At 71.1% G+C, this 20,974-nt stretch carries 21 protein-coding genes and 1 pseudogene; 9 read left to right on the forward strand and 13 right to left on the reverse strand.

Features of this window, described 5'->3' with window-relative positions; translation table 11 throughout:
- The first annotated feature begins 67 nt into the window (after positions 1-67).
- The gene (locus tag AC5P09_RS12925; protein WP_493873997.1) at positions 68-370 is read left to right on the forward strand and encodes a hypothetical protein; all 303 of its coding nucleotides are present in this window, start codon (positions 68-70) and stop codon (positions 368-370) included.
- 64 nt (positions 371-434) lie between these two features.
- Positions 435-755 carry an ArsR/SmtB family transcription factor gene (locus tag AC5P09_RS12930; protein ID WP_493873998.1) on the forward strand — a complete coding sequence of 107 codons (321 nt, stop codon included), beginning with the start codon at positions 435-437 and terminating at the stop codon, positions 753-755.
- Between the two features lie 97 nt (positions 756-852).
- Here the strand turns inward: AC5P09_RS12930 and AC5P09_RS12935 are convergent, their stop codons facing one another.
- The 10 genes from AC5P09_RS12935 to AC5P09_RS12980 all read right to left on the reverse strand — a co-directional run bounded on the left by AC5P09_RS12935 (position 853) and on the right by AC5P09_RS12980 (position 10,643).
- A complete protein-coding gene (locus tag AC5P09_RS12935; RefSeq protein WP_493873999.1) occupies positions 853-1,230 on the reverse strand; it encodes a hypothetical protein in 378 nt (125 codons plus the stop codon).
- 178 nt (positions 1,231-1,408) lie between these two features.
- Positions 1,409-2,047, reverse strand: coding sequence for a VOC family protein (locus AC5P09_RS12940; RefSeq protein WP_493874000.1), 639 nt, complete (start codon positions 2,045-2,047; stop codon positions 1,409-1,411).
- 49 nt (positions 2,048-2,096) lie between these two features.
- Entirely contained in the window at positions 2,097-2,891 is a 795-nt protein-coding gene (locus tag AC5P09_RS12945; protein ID WP_493874001.1) for a methyltransferase, read from the reverse strand.
- 62 nt (positions 2,892-2,953) lie between these two features.
- A complete protein-coding gene (locus AC5P09_RS12950; protein WP_493874002.1) occupies positions 2,954-3,832 on the reverse strand; it encodes an anchored repeat-type ABC transporter permease subunit in 879 nt (292 codons plus the stop codon).
- The gene (locus tag AC5P09_RS12955) at positions 3,829-4,584 is read right to left on the reverse strand and encodes an anchored repeat-type ABC transporter ATP-binding subunit (RefSeq protein WP_493874003.1); all 756 of its coding nucleotides are present in this window, start codon (positions 4,582-4,584) and stop codon (positions 3,829-3,831) included. The genes AC5P09_RS12950 and AC5P09_RS12955 overlap by 4 nt, the downstream gene beginning before the upstream one ends.
- Complete coding sequence (locus AC5P09_RS12960; RefSeq protein WP_493874004.1) at positions 4,577-6,151, reverse strand: TIGR03773 family transporter-associated surface protein; 1,575 nt, start codon at positions 6,149-6,151, stop codon at positions 4,577-4,579. Before AC5P09_RS12960 ends, AC5P09_RS12955 begins: the two co-directional genes overlap by 8 nt.
- A 5-nt stretch (positions 6,152-6,156) precedes the next feature.
- Positions 6,157-7,692 carry an anchored repeat ABC transporter, substrate-binding protein gene (locus AC5P09_RS12965; RefSeq protein ID WP_493874005.1) on the reverse strand — a complete coding sequence of 512 codons (1,536 nt, stop codon included), beginning with the start codon at positions 7,690-7,692 and terminating at the stop codon, positions 6,157-6,159.
- A gap of 86 nt (positions 7,693-7,778) precedes the next feature.
- Complete coding sequence (locus AC5P09_RS12970; protein ID WP_493874006.1) at positions 7,779-9,449, reverse strand: choice-of-anchor M domain-containing protein; 1,671 nt, start codon at positions 9,447-9,449, stop codon at positions 7,779-7,781.
- Positions 9,449-10,096 carry a choice-of-anchor M domain-containing protein gene (locus AC5P09_RS12975; RefSeq protein WP_493874007.1) on the reverse strand — a complete coding sequence of 216 codons (648 nt, stop codon included), beginning with the start codon at positions 10,094-10,096 and terminating at the stop codon, positions 9,449-9,451. Before AC5P09_RS12975 ends, AC5P09_RS12970 begins: the two co-directional genes overlap by 1 nt.
- Positions 10,097-10,154: 58 nt before the next feature.
- Positions 10,155-10,643, reverse strand: coding sequence for a choice-of-anchor M domain-containing protein (locus AC5P09_RS12980; protein ID WP_493874008.1), 489 nt, complete (start codon positions 10,641-10,643; stop codon positions 10,155-10,157).
- A gap of 155 nt (positions 10,644-10,798) precedes the next feature.
- Here AC5P09_RS12980 and AC5P09_RS12985 point away from each other — a divergent pair, with 155 nt between their 5' ends.
- The 6 genes from AC5P09_RS12985 (at position 10,799) to AC5P09_RS13010 (ending at position 16,854) form a co-directional block, all read left to right on the forward strand.
- Complete coding sequence (locus AC5P09_RS12985; protein ID WP_493874009.1) at positions 10,799-11,113, forward strand: transcriptional repressor; 315 nt, start codon at positions 10,799-10,801, stop codon at positions 11,111-11,113.
- Between the two features lie 92 nt (positions 11,114-11,205).
- Positions 11,206-11,757, forward strand: coding sequence for a GNAT family N-acetyltransferase (locus AC5P09_RS12990; protein WP_493874010.1), 552 nt, complete (start codon positions 11,206-11,208; stop codon positions 11,755-11,757).
- A 179-nt stretch (positions 11,758-11,936) separates the two neighbouring features.
- Positions 11,937-13,415, forward strand: coding sequence for a Y4yA family PLP-dependent enzyme (locus tag AC5P09_RS12995; RefSeq protein ID WP_493874011.1), 1,479 nt, complete (start codon positions 11,937-11,939; stop codon positions 13,413-13,415).
- Positions 13,412-14,731, forward strand: a complete 1,320-nt coding sequence (locus tag AC5P09_RS13000; protein ID WP_493874012.1) for a pyridoxal-phosphate dependent enzyme — start codon at positions 13,412-13,414, stop codon at positions 14,729-14,731. The genes AC5P09_RS12995 and AC5P09_RS13000 overlap by 4 nt, the downstream gene beginning before the upstream one ends.
- A 5-nt stretch (positions 14,732-14,736) precedes the next feature.
- Complete coding sequence (locus AC5P09_RS13005; RefSeq protein ID WP_493874013.1) at positions 14,737-15,969, forward strand: aminotransferase class V-fold PLP-dependent enzyme; 1,233 nt, start codon at positions 14,737-14,739, stop codon at positions 15,967-15,969.
- 123 nt (positions 15,970-16,092) lie between these two features.
- Positions 16,093-16,854: a class I SAM-dependent methyltransferase gene (locus AC5P09_RS13010; protein ID WP_493874014.1), complete on the forward strand. Its 762-nt coding sequence runs from the start codon at positions 16,093-16,095 to the stop codon at positions 16,852-16,854.
- Between the two features lie 85 nt (positions 16,855-16,939).
- Here the strand turns inward: AC5P09_RS13010 and AC5P09_RS13015 are convergent, their stop codons facing one another.
- Together AC5P09_RS13015 and AC5P09_RS13020 are read right to left on the reverse strand one after the other, a co-directional pair.
- The gene (locus AC5P09_RS13015) at positions 16,940-17,134 is read right to left on the reverse strand and encodes a hypothetical protein (protein WP_493874015.1); all 195 of its coding nucleotides are present in this window, start codon (positions 17,132-17,134) and stop codon (positions 16,940-16,942) included.
- 140 nt (positions 17,135-17,274) lie between these two features.
- The gene (locus tag AC5P09_RS13020; protein WP_493874016.1) at positions 17,275-17,415 is read right to left on the reverse strand and encodes a chorismate-binding protein; all 141 of its coding nucleotides are present in this window, start codon (positions 17,413-17,415) and stop codon (positions 17,275-17,277) included.
- 160 nt (positions 17,416-17,575) lie between these two features.
- Between AC5P09_RS13020 and AC5P09_RS13025 the strand changes: the two are divergent.
- Positions 17,576-17,957, forward strand: a pseudogene (locus AC5P09_RS13025) (helix-turn-helix domain-containing protein); the annotation flags it as partial.
- A 72-nt stretch (positions 17,958-18,029) separates the two neighbouring features.
- Here AC5P09_RS13025 and AC5P09_RS13030 read toward each other — a convergent pair.
- Positions 18,030-20,972 (reverse strand): hypothetical protein, encoded by a 2,943-nt coding sequence (locus tag AC5P09_RS13030; protein ID WP_493874017.1) that lies wholly within the window; start codon positions 20,970-20,972, stop codon positions 18,030-18,032.
- Positions 20,973-20,974: the final 2 nt, after the last annotated feature.

Raw genomic sequence — 20,974 nt, forward strand, 5'->3', positions numbered from 1 at the left:
ATGTCACCATGTACGGCCTGCGGAGCACGAGCCACAGGCGCCCCAAGAGCGCGACCAGGAGCACGAGATGACCACCGCCACCGAACACCGCACGCACGCCAGCCACACCCACACCCACGGCGAGGGCTGCGGGCACGTCGCCATCCCGCACGGCGACCACACCGACTACGCGCACGACGGCCACATTCACCGCGCCCACGAGGACCACGTCGACGAGTGCGCGAGCACCGGCCACGCCGCCCATGAGGGCCACACGCATCAGCACGGCGAAGGCTGTGGTCACGTCGCCGTACCGCACGAGGACCACGTCGACTACGTGCACGACGGCCACCGCCACACCGCCCACGACGGACACTGGGACGATCACTGAGCCGGGTTCGCCTCGGTAAACGAAACGTCAAGCGAAAATCGTTGTCACATGCTAATATGCGCATGTGGCAAACACTCCACCCTCTTCGACGGCCTTGACGGGCGAGCCGCTACGCGACCTGCAGGCCGCCAGTGACCTCCTGAAGGCGCTGGCGTCCCCCGTGCGTCTCGGCATCGTGCGCGAGTTGTCCCAGGGGGGAAAGTACGTCCATGAACTGGTCGCCGCGCTTGGGGTGAGTCAGCCGCTGGCCTCCCAGCACCTTCGGGTGCTGCGCAACTCCCGGATCGTGACGACCCGGCGGCAGGCTCGCGAGATCCAGTACTGCCTCACAGACGAACACGTCGCCCACATCGTGCTGGACGCCATCCGGCACGCACAGGAGTAGTCCGGCGCCGGGCATCTCTTGTCGACTCCGACGCCCCGCATCTCGGGAGTGCTGCCGGCGACCACACTCAGCAGGCTCTTCTGCACGCCGTCGCCCCTCAGTTGAGGTGGGCGACTTGCTGCGGGGCGGGCGCCGCGCGGAGCCTGTCGGGCAACGTACCGTCGTCGGGCATCCCGGCCCGTAGCCAGGCACCTACCGCTTCGGCGTCGGCCCCGGTGACGAGCGGTCCGAGCCGTACGACGGCCCCGGCCGGCTTGCGATCCGCCGTGCATGGCTGCACGGCGGCGTGCAGTCCGCGGTCCGACCGGCAGTGCAGAACCTTCTCCAGGCAACCGGTGGAGACCATGACCCCGTGGGGGCAGCCCCGGACGGCGCGACGCAGCCCGTCCATCAGCCCGTTGGTCTCTGCGTGACACGACGCGCAGACGACGAGGGTGAACGGACGGCCCCTACGGCCGCGTGCCGCGTCACTCATATCCGCACCCTTCCTCGACCTATTGAAAATGGTTTCCATTCTTATAGCACGGCCAGACGCCCACATCGAGGCCAGGCCGGCGCAGCGTGGCGAAGTCGGGCTGGATCTGTGAGCAGGGTCGGCGGCACATTGCCCCGTTCCTCGCCCGTTCCGCCCGTCCGCCGCCGCGAACTCCGACCTACTCGGCAAGGCCCAACATGAGGGGCGCCCCGTCCTCGAAGCCGACCTCCACCCACAGGGGACCCGCGATGCCGGGCACGGTGTGCAGACCCTTGGGCTTTCCTCCGCACCAGCCCTCGATGACGTCGGCCGGGCCGGCCACCTCGATGCCGGTGATGCCCACCGGTTGTCGGCGGTGCGCGGCGCTGAGGACGGCGTGGCCCTGCGGCCAGTGGATGAGGCACGGCAGGAAGCGCCGGTCGAAGTTCTGGCCGAAGCCGGCAAGCGTGTAGGGCGGATAGCCCGGCCCTTCCGCGGGTGCCTCGACCACGGACATCTCGTTCGTGGCGGCAAGGTCGCGCAGCCGCTGCTCGTCCTCGACCGCCACCAGCCATGCCATCGGGACGAGAGGTATTGAGGGGTGCGCGGCGAGGGCTTCCTTGTCGAACTCCAGCAGCGGCGGGGCGCCGGGCGCGGGAGCCTCACCGTTCGGATAGTGGATCTCCAGCAACTGGCCATGCCGCAGCGGTACGACGAGGTTGGACAGTCCGAGACCCGGAATGGTCCGGCCGCGGGCGATACCCAGACCGGCCCGGCTGAGCACCCGCTCGGCGTCGACCCTGTTCCGGGCGGCCAGCACGACGTGATCAATCTCCATCCGCTCCCGCCTTCCACCGCATCCCGATTGCACCGCGACCGACACCACGTTATTCGTGGTGAAATTCGTTTTCAACAGCCTGTGCCGCCTGCGGACGCCGCCATGCCTGAATACCTTCGGGCCCGGCCGGGTGACGTTCGAGACCCACCGCCGAAAGCTCGGCGGCCAGTGTCTCGTCGGAGACGACATGGCAGTCGAACCCCGCGGTCTCTTCCCGGATCAGTTCGTCGCCACGCCAGGTCCGGTAGGTCATCACCCAGCGGATCAGGTCCTCTCCCGCGACGTCCGCCCGCGCGAGGGTGTCGTAGCGGTGCCGTCCCAGCGTGCCTCCAGGGATGACCGACGGTGGGACCGCAGTCGCTGTCTGGGGGTGCTGCGACTCCATGATCAGCAGGCCGCCGGGGCGGAGCGCGGCGGCCCACTTGTGCCAGAGCCGGGCGCGCTGCTCAGGCGAGAAGTGCATGATCATGTTGAACAGCACCACGGCGTCCAGCGGTAGGTCCACCTCGGCTGTCAGCGCCTCCTCGGGCAGTACGGTCACGGTGTCCGCGGCTGTTGGTATACGGGACAGCCGCGTCACCAGGGCGGTGCGCATGATGCGCGTCGGCTCGATCGCGAAGATCTCCCCGTCCGGCCCGAGCAACTCCAGGAGCGCCTCGGTGAAGACCCCTGTGCCGGGGCCGATCTCCGCAACCGCGCGGGCCCCGGAGACCAGCCGCCTCAGGGCGTCCGTGAGCGATACCCGTACCGCCTCGGGGAAAATCACGTCGTAGTAGGGGCCGTTGACGGCATAGCCGAGCCCTTGGTCGGCGCGGTCGGCCTCACTCGTGACGGTCTTGGTCATCTGTGGCCTTTCTCCGTAGTGAGCAGTTACCTCTCCAAGGGCGCGGGACCGCTCGTCGGCCGTCATCGTCCGGCGGGCACGGGGACGGCGGCAGTGGGGTCCGGGCGTCGGACGAGTTTCGCGAGCAGGCCGTGGCGGGGTGCCAGACACCAGGTGAGGGCGAAGAGGGCGGTGAGGACCACGACCACGGAGCCGCCCGCGGCCAGGTCGTAGGTGTACGAGACGTACAGGCCGGCCACGCTTCCGGTGCAGCCGATGAGCGAGGCGAGCAGGGTCATCGCCCACAGCCGCTCGGTCAGCATGCGCGCGGTGGCGGCGGGGGTGATGAGCAGGGCGAGGACGAGGATGTTGCCGACCGCCTCCAGGGACATCACGATCGTCGTGGTGACGAGTACGTACAGAACCAGGTCGAGGCGGAACACCGGCAGGCCGGCGGCGCGTGCCGCCTCCCGGTCCAGGCTGACGGCGACCAGTTCCTTGCCGATCGCCGGCACGACGAGGATCAGGACGGTCCCGATGGCGGCCACGGTCCACACGTCCGCCGCGCTGACCGCGAGGACCTGGCCGAAGAGGAACGAGGACAGGTCGGTCGTCCAGCTGTCGCGCGTGGAGACCAGGACGATGCCGAGCCCGAAGGCGAAGGCGAAGAAGACGCCGATGACGGTGTCCTCCTTGAGCCGCCGGTTCTGGGAGACGAAGGCGATCAGCACGGCCGTCGTGATGCCGGCCGCGGCGCCGCCGAGCAGGAGGTTGCCCTCGAAGGCGTAGGCGAGCGCGACGCCGGGGAAGGCCGAGTGGGCGACGGCGTCGCCGATGAAGGCCATGCCGCGCAGCACGACGTACACGCCCACCACTCCGCACACCAGGCCGATGACCGCGGCGACGGCGAACGCCCGCTGCATGAAGGGCAGTTGCCAGGGATCCGTGAGCAACTCGATCACGCTACGGCTCCGATCGCGCGGTCCAGTCCGAACGCCCGCAGCATCTGGTCGGGGTCGGCGAGGAGTTCGGGGCCGCCCTCGGCGACGACCGTGCGGTTGATCAGCGCCACCCGGTGGCAGGTACGGGCGGCGGCAGCCAGGTCGTGGGTGGTCATCAGCAGCGCCCTGCCTTCCGCGGCCAGCCGGCCGAACAACTCGTTCAACAACTCCTGGGTGGGGACGTCGACTCCGGTGAACGGCTCGTCCAGGAGCAGGATGCGCGGCCCGGCGGCCAGGGCGCGGGCCACCAGGACCCGCTGCCGCTGGCCGCCGGACAGCTCACCGACGGGCCGCCGGCGCAGTGCGGTGAGCCCGGTCAGCTCCAGCGCCTCGTCCACCGCCGCCCGGTCCGCCGCGCCCGGTCGGCGCAGCCAGCCCATCTGCCGGGTGCGGCCGGTGAGGACCGCGCCCGCGATGTCGATGGGGAAGTCCCAGGCGAACTCGTGCCGTTGGGGCACGTACCCGATGCGCTGCCCGGCCCGCCGCCCAGTGTGTCCTTCGACGGCCACCTCGCCCGCGGCCAGCGGAACGAGCCCGAGGACGGCGCGCAGGAGGGTCGTCTTGCCGGCGCCGTTCGGGCCGATGAGGCCGACCAGTTCACCTGCGTCGACGGTCAGGTCGGCCTTCTCCAGGGCCGTCCTGCCGCCGAGGAGGACGGTCGCGCCCGTGACCCGCAGCAGCGGTCCCGCGCCGTCGGTCAGGCTGTCAGCCATGTGCGGTCCTCCTGCGCCGGGCGGCCAGGTAGGACGCGGCGCCCACCGCGGTGAGTGCGGCGGCGGCCGAGCTCAGGAGTACGGCCTGACCGGCTCCGGTGGAGGCCATCGTGCCGTCGGTGTCGTCCGTCGAAGAGCCGCCCGTGGAGCCGGAGTCGGACGCGGAGCCTGCCGTGTCCGAGGACGAGGATGAGGGCGAGGAACCAGACGTCCCGGGCGTCCCGGAGGTTCCCTTGCCGGAGCCGTCGCCCGGCGTCACCGTGCCGGGGTCGGTGTCGCCGATCACGAACGTCACCGTCTCGGTGTCGGAGACCTTCGTGCCGTTCGCGAGCGTGCCGCTCATCTTGAAGGTCAGCCGGTACGTTCCTTCCTTGGTGAACGCCCACCCGCCGTGCGCGTGCGTGTTCTGCGCGACGTCGAAGGCGTCCGGCACCCCGTCCTTGCTGTTGAACAGGACGTTCGCGCCCGACATCGCGTCGTACGTGTAGAGCGCGTAGGTCCCCGGACCGTCGACCTTGGTGAGTGAGAACTCCACGCCTCCCTTGGTCGCCCCGGCCTTGATGTTGTCCGTCGACCAGCCGGGCCACAGCAGTCCCTCCTGCTGCACCTGGTCGAGCAGCCACACCGGGTCGCCGCCCTTGCCGAGGAACGCGAAGTCGTCGCTGTCCGGCAGGGTGTTCTTGGCCGCGGGCTTGACGTGCAGGACCACGGAGGAGGGTTCGCGCCAGGTGGTCTTTCCCGAGACCGTGCCGTCCTTGATGTGGATCTGCAGTTTGTCGTCGACGACGCGGGCGGCGAAGTCGACGTGGCCCTCGTCGAGGACCTTCCTCTCGGACACGACGTCGGTGGCAGCCGTGGTGGCGGCCAGGGCGGTGCGCCGTTCGGCTGCGGCCGCCTCCGTCACGGCCTTCTCTGCCGCTGTCGGGGTCTGCGCCTTCTCGGAGGTTTCCTCGGTGGGGGTCTCCTCGGCGACCGGTTCCTCGGTGGCCGTGTCCTCCCCGTCCGCCGTCGTGTCCCCGACCACCACCGTGTACACGGTCCCGACGGACAACAGCCGCCCGTCCGCCGCCGTGGCCTCCGCGGAGAAGATGACCCGGTACGTGCCGTCCTCGCTGAACTCCCAGCGGGTCTCGCCCTCTTGGCCCACTGGGAGCGTGTGCTCGTCCGGCAGGTTGTCCGCGCTGTCGAACAGCAGCGCGCCCTCGGCGGTGTCGCCTTCCGCCTCGTCCTCGTCCTCGTCCTCGTCCTCGTCCGAGTACACCTTCAGATCGCCCGGGCCGTCGAGCCCGGTCAGCGACCACCGCACGGTGTCCCCAGCCACCGCGCCCTCGGATACGCCGGTGGTGTCCCACCCGGGTGCCGAGGCGTCTGCCACGTCGGCGTCTATCACCTGGGCGCCGTCCGCGGGATCCAGCGTCAACGCCCCGTCCGCGTAGGCGATCCGGCCGAGGCCGGGTTCTGCCGTACGTGCCGAAGTGTCGTCCGCTACGGCGACCCCGCCTCCCGCCAGTCCCACCGGTGTGGCCGCGAGGACCACCGCCACGGCGACCCGCTGAACTCTTCGCATGCCCCTCATCGGGCGTCCTCCCCCAGGCACTTGGCGAGCTCCGTCGCGTTGTGCCGCATCATCGATACGTAGTCGTCGACCTTGTCGTCGAACGAGTCGCCGTAGATCGTGCAGATCCCGACCCCCTCGTCCTCCGCGACCCGGCGCAGCACGTCCGCGCGCGCCGCGAGGTTCGGCTCCAGGAACACCGACGGGACCTTCTTCCCCCGGATGGTGTTGCCGAGTTCCTCGACTTCGGCCGCGCTCGGCTCCTGGTTCGGCACGGGCACGACGAAGCCCGCGATCTCCATGCCGTACGCCTTGGCGAGGTAGCCGAAGGCGTCGTGTGTGGTGATCAGCTTGCGATTCTGCTCCGGCACGGTCGCGAGCTTCTTCGCGACCTCCTCGTCGAGGGCGCCGAGCGTCTTCAGATACGCGGCGGCGTTCTTCTCGTACGTCGCCTTCCCCTCCGGGTCCGCCTTGATCAGCTCGGCCTCGATCCGCCGCACGTACGCCCCGGCGTTGGCGACGTCCGCCCAGGCGTGCGGATCCATGTCGCCGTGGACATGCTTGCCAATCACGGCCTGGGGCAGCACCCACAGCGGGTCGCCCGCTTCACCGAGGAAGGAATACGGCTCCTCCTTCGGTACCGCCGCCTTGGCCCGGTCGGGCACGTTGAGCACCACGCCGTCGGCCGCGAGGCGCGCCGGCTCGCCGCTCTTGTCGTCGTCCGCGCGGACGTACACCTTGCCGGTCTCGGCGTTGAGGGCAACGTCGGCGTGGCCGCCGTCGAGCACGCTCGTGCCCTCGGGTGCCTCGGTGTCGTCGCCGACGGTGAAGGTGAAGGTGCCGGTGCCGATCTCCGCGGTCTTCCCGTCGAGGGTCTCGGTCTGTCCCTCGACGGTCAGCCGGTACGTACCGGGCTCGCTGAACGCCCAGTTGACGTGCGTGTGCGCCTCGGGCGGCAGGGTGAAGGAGTCGGCGTCGTCGAGGCCGTCGGCGGAGTCGATGTACACCTTGGGCTTGCCGAGCGTGTCGGTGAGATACACGCGCAGCTCGCCGGGCCCGTCCAGCTTCGTGGCGGTCGTACGTACTTGGGAGCCGTCTCCCGCGACCTCGCCCTCGACGGCCCAGCCGAGCCACAGCACGTCGAGCCCGAGATCCTCCTTCAGCTTCATGACCGTGCCGCCGTACTCCTCCAGCTTCTCGGCGATCTCGATCTTCGGGGCGGACTTCTGGGCGTTGGTGTGAACCATCTTCATGATTCCGGGCTCTTCGAGCAGCAACCCGTTGCTGAACACGATGTCGGCCTCGGCCACCTCGGCCGCGTCGCCGGGACTCGGCTCGTAGGAGTGCGGGTCGCCGTGGTGCGGCACGATCGAGGTGGCGTCGACGCGGTCACCTCCGACCTGCTCGACGAGGTCGGCGATGATCGCGGTGGTCGTCGACACCGTCAACTCGGCATCGGACGAGCCGGCTTGAAGCCCGCTGCACCCGGACAGTAACGCGCTCGCCGCGATCAGCGCGGCGGTGGTGGTGGTGCGTCTGGGGTGGCCCCGCATGGGGCTCCTCCTTCTCTCGAACACGACAATGCCGCGTACGACGGACCGGAGGGCTGCCAGGCGCCGGTCCGTCGTACGCGGAGCTTTCACTGGGCGGTACTGCGACGTCGTACGAACAACACCGCGCCGCCACCCATGAGCACAGCGGCCACGGCGATGCCCGCGATCGTGCCGACCTGCGCACCGGTGGAGGCAAGCCCGCCGGACACCGAGGTGCCACTGCCGCCGCCGGTCGACGAACCCCCGCCGGCTCCGGAGGAGCCGGAGCCCGGGTCCGTTGCCGGGGCCGAGGCGGACGCCGAGCCGGACGCGGACAGCGAAGGGGACACGGTCGCGGTCGGCGTCACGGAGGCCGACCCCGACGGGGTGGCCGTCGGCGTCGCCGTCGGCTCGTCCCCCTCACCCGGCGTCACGGTCGACGGATCCGTGTCGTCCCCGACCACCCAGGCGATGGTCTCCGTGTCACTGACCTTCGTGCCGTCCGCGAGCGTCGCGCTGACCGTGAAGGTGGTGCGGTAGACGCCCTCGGCGCTGAACACCCAGTCGAAGTGGCTGTGCGTGCCCGCACCGAGGGTATGAGCGTCGGGCAGACCGTCACCGCTGTTGAGCGAGACGACCGGGACGCCCATCGCGTCGTTGTGGAACATCGCGATGTTCCCGGGGCCCTGCACGGAGTCCAGCCGGAAGGCGACGCGGCCGTCGAGGTCGGCCTTGGCGTACTCCGTGGTGTTCCAGCCAGGCCACACGATGCCGGCGTTCTGCTGCAGCGGCAGCCACCACACCGCGTCGCCCGGGGTACCGAGGAACGCGTACCCGTCCGGGATCTTCCGCTTGGCGGCGGGCCGTACGTGCATGACGACCTCGCCCGGCTCGTACCACTCGTGGTTGAGCTCGGTGCCCTCCTTGAGCTGGAACTCCAGGTCGCCGCCTGTCGGACGGGCTGCCATGTCGACGTGGCCCTCGGCGATGACGTGCGCCGCCGGGGCGGTGGGCGACGGGCTCGCGGTCGCCGAGCCGGTCGGCGAATCCGTCGGGGAAGCCGTCGGAGTGGAGCCGTCACCGGGCAGGACGTCGGCCGGGTCGACGTCGTCGCCGACGACCACGGCGAGAGTCTCGGTGTCCGAGGAGCCGCCGCTCGTCACGGTGAAGGTGAGCCGGTGGACGCCCTCCGCGGTGAACTGCCAGACGGGGAGCAGCCGTTCCTCGTCGCCGGGCAGCGTGAAGCTGCGCTGAACGGACTCGACACTGCCGAGATACGGGATCGCCGGAGCGTCCGCGTTGTCCATTTCGCGGGTGTACGTGGCCATACCGAAGTCCCCGGGCCCGTCGTATCCGGACAGCGTGATCTCGGTGTCACCCCCCGCCTCGGAGCCGTTCCAGCCCGGCTCCGGCGCGAAGATGTTCTCCGCCTCCCAGCCGCCCAGCTGCCAGGAGTCCATGTTGCTCGTGCCGAGCGCCGTGGCCACCGGGTCCGGGGTGTACTGCAGGGAGGACGCCGGGGCGTGCAGCACGACCTGGGACGGCTCGCGCACGGCCGTCGTACCACTGCTCCGGTCGTCGATCTGCAACTCCAGCTTTCCGTCGGCCAGTCGGGGCGTGAAGTCGAGCTCGCCCTCGTCCAGGACGACGGCACCGCCGGCGGCGCGGGCGTTCCCGCTGCCGCCGGCGACCAGCCCTGCCGCGCTCAGGAGCACAGCGGTCGCTGCGGTGAGAGCCGCGGCCGTGTAGGCGCGTCTGCCGCGCGTCAGGGCCCGCATCACGAGCTGACGACGACGGTGAAGGTCTCGGTGGCCGACTCGGTCACGCCGCCGACCGTGCCCTGGACCCGGAACGTGAGCTGGTAGGTGCCGGCCTCCTCGAAGGCCCAGTTGGCGTGGTTGTGGGTGGCGACGGCGAAGGTTCTGGACTTGAAGCTCGTGGTGGCGGTGTTGCTGTCGAACCAACGGCTGCCGCTGCCCGCGTAGATGCTGAAGTCCTCGGTGGCGGCGCCGTTGCGGGTCGCGCTGACCAGCCGGTAGGTGACGTTGTTGTTGGCGAAGACCCCCGTGGTGAGGTGCTCGGTGGAGATGCCCGGGAAGAGCACCCCGGCCGCGTCGGCCTCGGCCTCGGTGTCCGGCAGCAGCCAGACCTGGCTGCCCGAACCGAGGAACCCGTAGCCCGGGTTGGCGACCTTCGCGGCCGCGGGCACCGACAGGGTCACGTCGGCCGGCTCGTACTCGGTGTCGGTCTCCTCGTCGTGGACGTGCAGGTGCAGGTCGGCGCCGTCCCACTCGGCGTCGAGGACGTCGACGTGGCCGCTGGACAGCGTGGTGGCCGCCAGCGCCGGCGTGGCCGCGAGGCCGCCGAGCGCGACTGCCGCGGCGAGGGAACCGGAGACGGTCAGAGTGCGGGCAAGAGTACGCATGGTGATCCCCCAAGGATCATGAGAAAGGGTGGGTATGGAGTGAAGCGTCTTTCGCGCTTCAGCCACCGGGCTCCTCGAAGGCCCAGTTGGCGTGGGCATGGGTGCCGACCGCGAAGGTCCTGGCCTTGAAGCTCGTGGTGGCGGTGTTGCTGTCGAACCAGCGGCTGCCGCTCGCCGTGAAGACGCTGAAGTCCTCGGTGGCGGCGCCGTTGCGCGTCGCGCTGACCAGCCGGTAGGTGACCGCGTCGTTGCTGAGGATCCCGGTGGGGATCGCCTCGGTCGACACGGTCGGTTCCAGGACGCCCGCCGCGGAGGCCTCCGTCTCCGTGTCGGGCAGCACCCAGACCTGGCTGCCGGTGCCGAGGAAGCCGTAACCCGGATTGGCCACCTTCGCGGCCGCCGGTACGGAGAAGACGACGTCGGCGGGCTGGTACGCGATGTCGTTCGTGTCGTCGCGGACGTTGAGATCCAGGTACGTGGAGTCCCCCTCCGCGTTGAGGACGGCGACATGGCCCCTGTCGATCTGGGTGGCCGCGAAGGCGGACAAGCGGTTGCGCGTACGCAAAAGAGACCCCCCAGGTCATGCCCATGCCCGCTCGGGCACAACAAGATGATAATCATTTCCAAATGAGGAGGCAATGAGATTGTTGTGACGCCTGGGTGACGACTTAACGGCACCCTGCCTCACGGGAGGCTGCACGCGTGCCGATCAGCCGGCCTCGGGAACCGTTCTCCTGGCTCCCACCGCCGGGGCCGGCAGGTGCCCGCGCCCCGGACGAGGTCGACGTCGTCCAAGCCGGCGCCGGTGAACGGCTGTACCGGTGGCGGCCCGGCAACGGCCACCGCCACTACCTGATCTGCCGCGCCTGCGGCCACAGCCGGCCGGTGGACTCCGAGGTCGTCGAGGAGTGGGCCGGACGGATCGCCTCCGACTTCGGATTCGCCGCGGTGGAGCACACCGTCGAACTGGCCTGCTGGTGCCGGGCGTCGGCGCAGGCCCACGGCTGCGCGGGCTGAAGCAAGCGCGGGCACCCCACCGGCCCACGACGACACGGCCCACGACGACACCGCCGTCCTGGTCCGCCGGCTCGCCTGGGAAGCTGATCGCCATGACTGTGTCCGACTCCCCCGAGTTCCTGCAGATCACCCGGCCGCACGAGATCACGCCGGAGGTGAGAAGGCAGCTCGTCGACTGCTGGGCAGCCGTCATCAACGCGGGCGGCGCGGTGCTCGCGCCCGGGATTCCCCTGCCTCCCGTCAGCGTGCGGGACGTCGGTCCGGCGGCGGAACGGCTCATGGACGGGCTCGATCCGGAGCGCGGCCGACTGCTCGTCGCGACCACCGGCGGAACACTCGCGGGCTGGCTGATCATTCGCCGGGACCCTCATCCGCTGATCGCACACTGTGGGGTGGTCAACCACGTCCAGACCCACCCACGCTTCCGCCGGCAAGGAATCGGCACCGCGCTCATGACCCGCGTCCGAGAGATCGCCGCAGAGGACATGAAACTGGAGCAGCTGCAGCTCAGTGCGCGAGGAGGACTTGGGCTCGAGCACTTCTACCGGAGCCTGGGATGGACCGAAGTGGGTCGATGGCCGGGCGCGCTGCGCGTGGCCCCTGGCGACGACCGTGACGACATCCTGATGTGCCTCAGTCTCTGAACGGTCCGGTTCGACGTGCCCTCTACAAACCTTGTTCACTCGTAAAGCGAAGGTAAGGCCCATGCGCCACAGGGCGTAAACAGACCGAGGAATGGAAAGGGGGTATACGGCAAAACCGCGGGAAGTGTCGGACGTGCCCGGATCAGGGCGCGGCGGCCTCAGTAGGAGGGGTACCGCGTGTGGGTGGAGGGCCCTTGTATCTGGAACCCCGGCTCGGGCCGCGGCTTCGATCGCTGCTGGAGTCGGCGGACTTCCTGCACATGCTCACCGACGCGCTCGGCTCGCCACTCAACCTCGTGGTGCCGGACCAGATAGCCGAGAACCTGGCGCGGTTCCGGTCCGTGTACCGCGAGCACCATCTCTCGGGCCAGGTCTTCTACGCCCACAAGGCCAACCGCTCCAGCGCCCTGCTGCGCCGGCTCGCCGCCACGGACGCCGGGGTGGACGTCGCGTCCCTGGGCGAGCTCCAGCACGCTCTCGGCGCCGGTTTCACACCCGACCGGATCACGGCCACCGGCCCCAAGAACCCCGAATTCCTGTGGCTCGCCGCGCGCACGGGCGTCACCGTGAGTGTCGACGGCGGATCCGAACTCGACCAGCTCGCCGCGCTGGTACGCGGGCACCGGCTCTCCCCCGTACGTATCCTGCTGCGCCTGTCGGGATTCGAGGCGTCCGGCGTCAAGGTGCTGAGCCGGCCGAGTCGCTTCGGCGCGCCCGTACGGGAGTTGGACCTCCTGCTGAAAGCGGTCGAACGGCACGCCGGCGCGGTCGACCTGACCGGCGTCGCCTACCACCTGGACACGACCAGCGTCGCGGAGAAGGCGACGGCCCTGGAAGGCTGTCTGGAAGCCCTGGAGGTGTGCCGGAGCCGGGGCCTGCGCCCCCGGGCCGTGGACATCGGCGGCGGATTCGGCGTCAACTACCTTGCCGACGGCGGGCAGTGGGAGCGGTACACCACCGAGCTCACCGCCGCGGTGTTGGGCAGACGCCCGCCCCTGGCCTGGGGCGGGCACGGCTACGGACTGCGCAACGAGGCCGGTACGCTGCGCGGCGCCCTCGGGCTCTACCCTGCCCACCGGCCGGTGGCCGGGGCACGGTACCTCGACGAGCTGCTGACGCAGCCCGCCGCCTCCTTGGGCGGCCGCCCCCTGGCAGCACTGCTGCTGGAGCACCTCTACGACCTGTACACGGAGCCCGGCCGGGCACTGCTCGACCAGTGCGGGATCACGGTGGCCAAGGTGCTGGAGGTGCGCTCCCCGGACACCGGTGCCGAGCTGCTCGTACGGCTGGCGCTGAAGGCGAACGACGTCGCCCTGGAGGAGCACGGCGTGCTCATGGATCCCGTCGTGATCCCCAGGAGCGGCACCGGGCCGGGTGCGGACGCCGGCGGAGAGCCCGTCGGCGTGCACCTGTTCGGCAGCCTGTGCCTGGAGACGGACATGATCACCCGGCGTACGGTCTTCCTGCCGCGCCGTCCCGCGCCGGGCGACCTGATGGTCTTCGCCAACACCGCCGGCTACGCCATGGACTTCCACGCCACCCGCGCCCAGCTCCAGCCCGTCGCCCGCCATGCCGCCGTCTGGCAGGACGGCGACGCCTGGCGCTGGTGCCTGGACGACCAGTACTGGCCGATCACGCTCCCGGGAGAACCGCATTGAGGTACGACAGCATCACCGAGGCCATAGGCAACACCCCGCTGGTGCGCATCGACCCGGACGTGCACGGACTGCGGAACATCGACCTGTACGCCAAGCTCGAACTGCTCAACCCCTTCGGCTCGGTCAAGGACCGGGCCGCCTGGAACATGGCGCGCCCGCAGCTGAGTGAGGCGGTCGAACACGGCAGCCAGGTCGTCGAGTTGTCCAGCGGCAACACGGCGAAGGCGCTCGCGGTCATCGCGGGCATGCACGGGCTGACCTTCAAGAGCGTCACCAACCGGATGCGAGTGCCGGAGATAAAGGACCTCCTGTTGCTGCTCGGCGCTCAGATCGAGGAACTGCCGGGCCAGAGCGAGTGTCTGGACCCGACCGCGACCGACGATCCGCTGACCCTCTTCCACCGGAACCTGTCCGCCTCCGGCAGCGCCTATCTGCACACCGACCAGTACTTCAACCCGCGCAACACCGAGGCCCATCTCACCGGCACCGGACCGGAGATCGTGAAGGATCTGGACGGCCGGGCTCCGGACTGGTTCGTCGCCTGCGTGGGCACCGCGGGCTCCTCCACGGGTGTGGCCCGCGTCCTGCGGGAGACCGATCCGGCCGTGCGGGTCCTCGGCCTGGTCGCGGCCAAGTCCGACTTCATCCCCGGCATCCGCACCATCGACGAGGTGCAGGAAGTCGGCCTGTTCGACCCTGACACGTACGACACGATGGAGTCGGTGAGCGCCGACGACGCGATCGAGGGGATGCTGGCCCTGAACCGCCGGTGCGGCATCCTGGCCGGGCCGACCGGCGGGGCCGCGTACTTCGGCGCCGTACGTCATCTGCGACAGCTCGACGCCGAGTTGACGGAACGTCAGGTCGCGGTGTTCATCGTCTGCGACCGCGTGGAGAGCTATCTGAGCTATGTGCGGCAGCGACGGCCCGACCTGCTGGGCCGGCCGCCCCGGAAGAACTCACCGGCCGACCTGTCCGACGCGGAGATACGTACGGCCCCGGCCATCGGCGTCAGCGAGGCGCAGGCGTGGATCGCCACCGACCGCCCGCTCGTCGTCGACCTGCGCAGCCCCTACGCGTACGCCGCGCTGCACATCGACGGCTCGGTCAACATCGTCGACGAACTGTTCGGGGAACTGGTCCAGGGCGGCCTGCCGTTCAGCAGACGGCAGCCGGTGCTGCTGGCGTGTCCGGTGGGCGAGCAGTCCGCCCGGTACGCGGCACTGCTGACCCGGATGGGTCACCCCGACGTCCGCAGCCTGGCCGGCGGCATCATCGCGTGGCGCGACGCGGGCGCGCCCCTGGTACGGGACTGACCGCCATGACCGCACCCACGACCCGCGACCACGGCCGCACCGACCTGGAGGACCTGCGCTCCTGGCAGCGCGAGGTCCGCGCGCAGTTCCCGATCTTCTCCGGGGAGCCCGACCCGGGCTCCCCTGAGCCTGCCTACCTGGACAGCGCGGCCACGGCACAGAAGCCGCTGGCCGTCCTGGACGCGGTGCGGACGTACCTCACCACCACCAACGCCAACGCCGGGCGGGGCACCTACACCTGGGCCAACCGGACCACCGACCTGGTCGAGCGCACCCGCGACCGGGTCAAGGAGTTCCTGGGCGACCCGCACCCGGAGCGCTCGGCCGTCCACTTCACCAGCGGTACGACCGAGGGCCTGCGCACGATCGCGCGCGACTGGCTGGCCGGCTTCCTCTCCGACGGCGACGAGATCGTCGTACCGGTCGCCGACCACCAGGCCAACATCCTCCCCTGGCTGGAGACGCAGCAGTTGCTCGCCCGCCAAGGTGTGCACGTCCGCGTCCGGCCCATGCCCTACCAGCCGGGCTCCGGAGACTACGACCACATCGCGCTCGCCGAACTGGCCGGCTCCCGGACCCGGTTCGTCGCCGCCACCCACGTGCACCACGTCTACGGCGGCGACATGAACGTGCACCGCATCCGCCGGGCGGTCGGCCCGGACGCGGTCATCTGCCTGGACGCCGCCCAGAGCGTGGGCCACCTGCCGGTGTCCGTGGCCGACCTGGACGTCGACTTCGTCGTCTTCTCCGGGCACAAGGCCCTGGCCCTGCCCGGCACCGGCGCGGTCTGGTCCCGCCAGGCACGCGGGCCGGCCTTCGCTCCCGGCGGCTGGAGCGGTACCCCGAACACCGCCGGCATCGCCTCCCTGGCGGCGGCCCTGGACTGGCTGGACGCCACCGGCCTCGACCGCGTCGAACGCTGGACGGTCGCCCTGGCGGCCCGGCTCACCGAAGGACTGCGCCACCTGGACGCCTACGAGGTGCTCGGCTGTCCGCTCAGCCTGGCCGCCGACTCCACCGTCCAACGCCGCCAGGGCATCGTCACCTTCCGCCACCGGGCCATCGACTCGGGCGACCTCGGGTTCATCCTCTTCAGCCACGGCTTCATGGTCCGGTCCGACAGCCACTGCCAGGGCAGCGCGGGCGAGAAGACCGACTCCGTGCGCGTGAGCCTGCACGCGTACAACACACCTGAGGAGATCGACCGGTTGCTGTCCGTTCTCAACGGACTCCAGTGATGCGGATGATCAATCCGAATGGACGATCCGAATGGACGATCCGGGAGAATGGAAACCGTTTTCACCTGTAGCCTCTGAGAGGCAAGGAACGACAGGTGCGAGACGGCGAGGTGGCACGACCGGATGGGGCTGAGCATGGCTACGGCCGCGCGGTGGGTGGAGCGTTGGGAACGGCAGCAGCAACGGTACGCCGTCGACCGCGAGGAACGGTTCACCGTGATCGCCGACGTCGTCGAGCACATCACCGCGGGCCGCGCGGCCCGGCCCTTCATCGCCGACCTGGGCTGCGGCCCCGGCTCGCTGGCGGCCAGACTGGCCCAGCGGCTGCCGGACGCGGACATCGTGGCCGTGGACATGGACCCCCTGCTGCTGGAGCTGGCCCGCACCCACCACGCCGACGCGGCCCGCTACGTCGACGCGGTGATCGGCGAGACCGGCTGGACCGAGGCGCTGGACCTGGACCGTCCACTGGACGCGGCCGTCACGACGACGGCACTGCACTACCTCGACACCGACACCCTCCGCCGTACGTACCGGCAGCTCGCCGCACTGCTGCGGCCCGGCGGCGTGCTCGTCAACGGCGACCATCTCCCGCAGGACCACTCCGGCCCGGCCGGCCTCACCGCCCACGTCGGACGCTTGCGGGCCGACCGGCAGCAGGCGTTCGCCCACGAGGACTGGACGTCCTGGTGGGCGGCCGTCGCGGACGACCCGGAACTGACCGACCTGCTCGCCGAGCGCCGCCGCCGGACGGCGACCGGCACCGGCAAAGGCCGCGCCCTGCCCCTCTCCGGCCACCTGAGCCTGCTGCACGAGGCCGGCTTCGGCCAGGCGGGGCCGGTGTGGCAGTACGGCGAGAGCTACGTGGTCGTGGCCGTCCGATAACGCGGGCGAGCCCGTGAAAAGCGGCTGCTGTGGGCGGCCGACCCGCCATGTCCGTCAGCCGCCGCTCCCTCCCCCGGCCTGTCCCTCAGTCCAAGCCGGCAACCTGCCGCGGAACGGGTGCCGCGCGCATCCGGTCGTGCAGCGTGCCGCCATCCGGCATTCCGGCCCGCAGCCACGCCCCGACCGCTTCGACGTCCGCTTCGGTGACGAGGGGGCCGAGACGTACGACGGCTCCCGTGGGCCTGCGGTCCGCCTCGCACGGCTGCACGGCGGCGTACACGCAGCGTCGGCGCAGGAGGCGCAGACGACGAGCGTGAAAGGGCGGTCCCGGTGGCCACGTGCGGTGTCGCGGGCTTCGCGCATGCCCTACATCGCCAGGTGGCCGCAGTCGGTGCTGCACCGAGCCGCGTTCCCGGACCGTCACATGAACTCCTCGACCACGACCGTTCCCCGGCGGCAGATCCCGGCCAGTTCGTCGACGGCCAGACGCACGGAGAGGGCGTGCTCGTGGATCTCCTCGGGGTCGGCGAGCAGGTCGACCCGCAGCCGCGCGGTCTCCACCTCGCCGAAGGCGGCACGCCGCTCCAGGCGCTGGCCATCTCGATGCCCGACTCCCGGTACGCCCCGGCCGACTGCCCGAGCTGGGCCGACTGGTCGCCGACACGGCGGCGGAGATCACCACCCGCCGCCTGGGCCGACGCCGAGGCCCAACGGCTGCCCGCGCGTGGCCGAGGCCACCCCGCCCGACCAACCCCTCCCCCCCCGGGCCGCTCCTTCCACGAACTCGCCGATGTCGACCTGCGCCGCCTGCTGTACGCGCTCCGCGAGGACACCCGGATCCAGGAATACGCCGAACAACAACTCGGCCGCCTCCTCGATCACGACACCCGACACGGCACCGACCTGCTGACGACCCTCCGCCACTACCTGGACGCCGCCGCAGCAAGACCAGCGCCGCCCGCCGCGGTCGCCTGTCCCGCGAGACGTTCTATCAACGCGTGCGTACCTTCGAGCACCTGCTCGACGGCGACCTCCAATCCGGCGACCAGCGCACCGCATTGCACGTAGCCCTGACCGCGCTGGACGTCTTCCGCGTCGGCTGAGCGGGGCCGACCTCGTATCTTCCAGACGCAGAAAAGGGTGCCGGAGCGGGCTGTCGCCCCGGCACCGTCGCGTCACTCCTCGTCGCGCAGCCGGGCCGCCAGGGAGATCAGCGGCTCGGTCTCCTCGGTGTGGCCCAAGGCGGTCAGGCGGGAGACCGCCGCGTCGAGGCGGGTGAGGGCGGGGTCGGGGCGTTCCAGGTAGATGCCCTCCACGGCGCCCGCGAGGCGGACGCACTCGGCCCACTCTCCCGCGCGGTCGTTCTCCGGCCCCGGCTCGCCGAGCAGGGCGAGGGCCTTCTCCAGGGCGGCGAGGGCGTCCTCGTACTCGCCGGCGTAGGCGTTGACCCGCCCGTGTTCGTAGGCCAGGGCCGACTCCAGGGGACGGTCGTGGGGCTCGTACTCGGCGGCGCGGGCCTCGTCGGCGATCCGGCCGGCGTCGGCGAGGAAGGCGCGGGCGTCGGCCAGGCCGTCGGCTCCCTGCTGCTGGGCCTGGAGGCGGGCGAGTTCGCGCAGGCAGTTGCTGAGCTGCTCGTAGCGCGGGGCCCGGGCATGGGCGGCGATCGCCTGGTCCGCCGCCTCCCGGGCCCGGCCGAACTCGCCGGACTCGCCGAGCAGTACGGCGGTCTCCGCGGCGATCATGGCGTGGCTCCCCGGGTCGTCGTCCCAGCCGGCCGACTCGGCCGCGAGGGCGACGAACTCCGCCGTGGCGGCCTTGAGGTCCTCCCCCGCGTGCAGCGCGCGGGCGCGGGTCAGGCGCAGCTGAGCCACGATCCGGTCGTCCAGCTCTCCGGCGGCGACGTCCGGTTCGGCCAGCAGGGAGTCGAGCAGAGCGATGCAGTCCTCGACGCGCCCCAGGTCGAGGCTGAGCTGGGCCGCGTTGCTGTAGGCGCAGAACGCGTCCGTCCGGCTGCCGCGACGCAGGTCCACCTCCGCCGAGCGCGTCAGGTGCCGCAGGGCCTCGTCGGGGCGGCCCAGGTGCATGCAGGCCTCGGCCAGGTCACCGTGGAGGCGGCTGGTGTCGACCGCGTCGGCCGGCCAGTCGGCGGCCAGTCGCAGGCCCTCGGTGAGGTCCCCGTAGGCGGTCTGGGCGTCCCGTAGGCCGAGTTGGAGCCGGCCGCGCAGGCCGAGCGTGCGGGGCAGGTGCCAGGCGGGGCCGTGCGCCTTCAGCCGGTCGACGACGGCGTCGATCTCGGTGACCGCGGTGGGCAGGTCGCCGGAGAGGGCGTAGGTGCTGGCTCGCAGCAGCAGGGCGCCGGCGATCTGCCCGACGACATCGTGCCGGGTGGCGAACGCGTGCAGCAGGTCCGCCTCGGCGAAGACCGGTGCGACGTGCTCCTCGCTCCCCGATGTCTGCAGGCGCAGGCCGAGCGCGGTCGCCCGCAGCCGCAGCAGGCGGGCCTCCTGGTACGGGACGAGGCCGGGCGTCTCCTCTTGCAGGCGGACGATGGACGCATGGGCGGCGGTGAGTGCGGCGGTCTTCGCCTCGGTCGCGTCGGCTCCACCCTGTGCGGGGATCTCGGCGGAGGCGAGCAGGGCACTGGCGCGGGCGAGCGCCGCGTGGCCCGGCAGTCCGGCGTCCTCGTACAGGCCCGCGGCCTCCTCGTAGAGGTCGGCGGCGACGGCGAACTCGTCCTTCTCGCCGGCCCGGCCCGCCTCGTCGGCCAGCAGGTCCGCGCGCAGCTGTACGAGCGGGCCCACGGCCGGGTCGTCGGGGTGGGTGTAGTCACGGGCGAGGACGAGCGTGCGCAGCCTCGCCCAGCAGGCCTGTGCGTCCGGGTGGCCCTGCTCGTCCAACGCCCGTGCCCGGGCGATGAGTTCGGGCAGCGACTCCGGGACGGCGGCGGCCGTACGGGCGGCGGGCGCGGCGACCGGGGCGGTCAAGGACACGTCGTCGAGGCTGCGGGGGCGCAGGGTCAGTTCCAGCGCGTCCAGCAGGGGAGCGCGGTCCAGGCGGGCCCTGCGGCGGTCGGTGTGGGCCGTGGTTCCGTTGCGGGCGTCGAAGCGGGCGGCGAGGTCGTCGGCGCGGCCGCGCACCTCGGCGCGCAGGCCGGCCACCGTCCAGGTGCGGCCCGCGTACCCGGCGACGGGCAGTTCGCCACGGCCGAGGAACTCGACGCGCTGGAGAAGGACCTCCGCGCCGGTGAGGAAGCCGAGCAGGTCCAGCGGCGAGTCGACCTCGTCGAACAGGCTCCGGTTCTCGGCGAGCAGTTCCAGGCCGCGTGCCTCGTTGCCGGTGAGCGCGCAGAACTCCAGGTGGCGGCCGACCTCCTGGGACATCGAGGGGTTGCGGCGGCAGCTGCGGTAGCCGGCGAGGTGCAGTTCGCGGGCCCGGTCGGCGCGGCCGGTGCGCAGGAGGGGCAACAGCGCGTGCGAGACGGAGCGAGCCGGCTCCTCCTGGCAGGATTCCTTCCCGGCAAGAACGGGCTCCCAGGTGCTCAGCGCCCGCTCGTCGTCGCCCGCCGCGAGGTGGTACAGGGCGCGCTCGCAGATCTCGCAGGCCTCGCAGTCGCTGAGCCGGGTGCGGGTGCGGCTCGCCCACAGTTCGTAGGCGAGGGTGGTGTCCTCGCCGACGTGGGCGGCGAGGACGTACGCCTGTCCGTAGTAGGGCTGGAGGCCGAGGCCGGCCTTCTCGTACCGGTCGCGCATCTCGGTGAGCCACTGGCGCAGACTGGCCAGCGGTATCTCGGGCAGCTGGCGCAGGGCGTGGGCCACCCACTTGAACCGCCAGAACAGCATGTGGCGCAGGCGCTCGTCGAAGACGTCGGGCTGCTCGTCGAAGAGGGTGAGCAGGCGGGCGAAGACGACGGGCGACTTGCGGGGTTCGGAGCCGTAGGTGTACGCCTCCTGGAGTTCGAGGAGCGCGTGGACCAGCGGGACGGGATCGGCGAACTGCTCGGAGGCGTCGACGAGTTCCTCGGCGGTGACGGTGCGGGTGCGGCCGTAGGGGCGCCGGTCGTTCTCCTTGAGCGCCTGGTACAGCTCGTCGGTGCTCTGGGGATGGGGTGCGGTGGGCATCG

This window comes from Streptomyces sp. a15, assembly GCF_059026085.1.